The 1,571-nt window shown below is 26.5% G+C and carries 3 protein-coding genes; 2 read left to right on the top strand and 1 reads right to left on the bottom strand.

The genetic code is table 11. The features are described from left to right. Positions 1-410: 410 nt before the first annotated feature. Entirely contained in the window at positions 411-845 is a 435-nt protein-coding gene (locus tag ACQCX0_RS04585) for a helix-turn-helix domain-containing protein (protein WP_462562999.1), read from the bottom strand. Between the two features lie 167 nt (positions 846-1,012). Here ACQCX0_RS04585 and ACQCX0_RS04580 point away from each other — a divergent pair, with 167 nt between their 5' ends. Then, positions 1,013-1,282: a helix-turn-helix domain-containing protein gene (locus ACQCX0_RS04580; protein ID WP_462562998.1), complete on the top strand. Its 270-nt coding sequence runs from the start codon at positions 1,013-1,015 to the stop codon at positions 1,280-1,282. A gap of 7 nt (positions 1,283-1,289) precedes the next feature. Then, positions 1,290-1,571: hypothetical protein (locus tag ACQCX0_RS04575; protein WP_462562997.1), on the top strand; the 282-nt coding region annotated here is incomplete at its 3' end.

The raw sequence follows: 1,571 nt of genomic DNA, 5'->3' as shown, positions 1-1,571 counted from the left end.
TTTTAATAGAAATATAAATTTTAAAAAAATACCCCTATAAGTCCCATAAAATAAGGCTTATAGAAGTATAAGTAGATTACGTTAAAATTAAGGAGAAATGCCCCCTAATTTCAACTAGATTCTCTAATCTTTTTTAATAAGATCAGAAATTGCTAATTCAGTTATATGATTTTGTTTGATTAAAAGATTAGATTTACATCGAGTGCATTTTATTTTTACAGATGTATTATTTGGATTTGGTTTATATGAAATTTCAAATAATTTTTTTATTTAACATTTGATGCATCTTATATTTTTAAAGTTTGTCATAATTAGACTCCTTGTTTAAAGTTAATGTTAATAATGATAAAAATATGCAATATTTAATAGCATTACTAAACATTATAAATCTAAAAAGCTACAATATAAAACTAATTCTTTTGTGATAATATCAAGGATTTATGTTTTTTTAAGATATCAGCTACTGTTAGGGATGGTTTTTTTTCTCTTTCTTCTATTAATGATTGGTAGATACCCATAAAAAATCTACCTTTAGGGGAAAACTTATACTCTTTAGCAAATTTTAAACATTCATCTACCACTTCATCCCATAAATCTAAATCAAAATGAGAAGATACATTAACATGCTCTATATTACCTGTTAATAACCAATCTATAGATTCGTCTAAACATTCTGCTAGAAATACAAGGGTTTCATAATCAGGCTGAGCTCTGCCTGTAATCCAGTTGTTTAGGTTAACCCTATTAATATTAAATTTTGTAGAAAATGCCACTTGGGTTTTAAATTTCTTTCCAATTATAAACTTTAATCTATCCCCAAAATCTTTTCTTATGTCATTTTGCATTGAAAATCCTTAATTTTTTAAAAATAGTTTATAAAATAAGATTTTAACATTGATATATTTGTAAAATAAGCATAATCTTATATTATAAACTAAATAAATTAATATATCTTTTTATATAAGATAGCAAAAAAAGATATATAAGGGAATATTTAAAATACGGAAGTGTTATGGAAATTAAGAAAATCAAGGCAATGCTCTTAGAAAAGGATATCAGTTTTGTAGATATAGATAGAAAGTACGGGCTTAATTATGGTGGTGCTAGGAGATGTTTAAGTTATCCTCGTGAAGATGCAGAAAGAGCTATAGCTAAGGAATTAGAGATAGAGCTTAAAGTTATTTTTCCAGAAAGATACGATGAGAAAAATAATAGATTAAGACCAATACCTATGAAGTTTTATGAATATAAGAAAGAAATAAGACAAGAAATAAAAGGTTAGTAAGCAGATGTTAAAAGAATATTTTTCTATCGCTGAGATATTAGAATTAAAACTAGAAGGTTATCTAGATAGAAGAAATCTAGAAATTAAAGTTAGTGCAGAAAACTGGTTATTTAGAACTGCAAACTCTGAAAGTTGGTTGTTTCAAATGGCTAAGATGCCGAACTCAGACAAACCAGTACGTGAATACCACATCTCTAACTTTCCAGCTTCTGTGCGAGAAAAGATAGTAGTAAGATTATTAGAGAGAGCAAAAAAAGAGGCAAGAATAAACGGGAAAAACATTAAA

Source organism: Candidatus Hepatincolaceae symbiont of Strigamia maritima (assembly GCF_055505085.1).
This window is presented reverse-complemented; position numbering and strand designations above follow the sequence as displayed.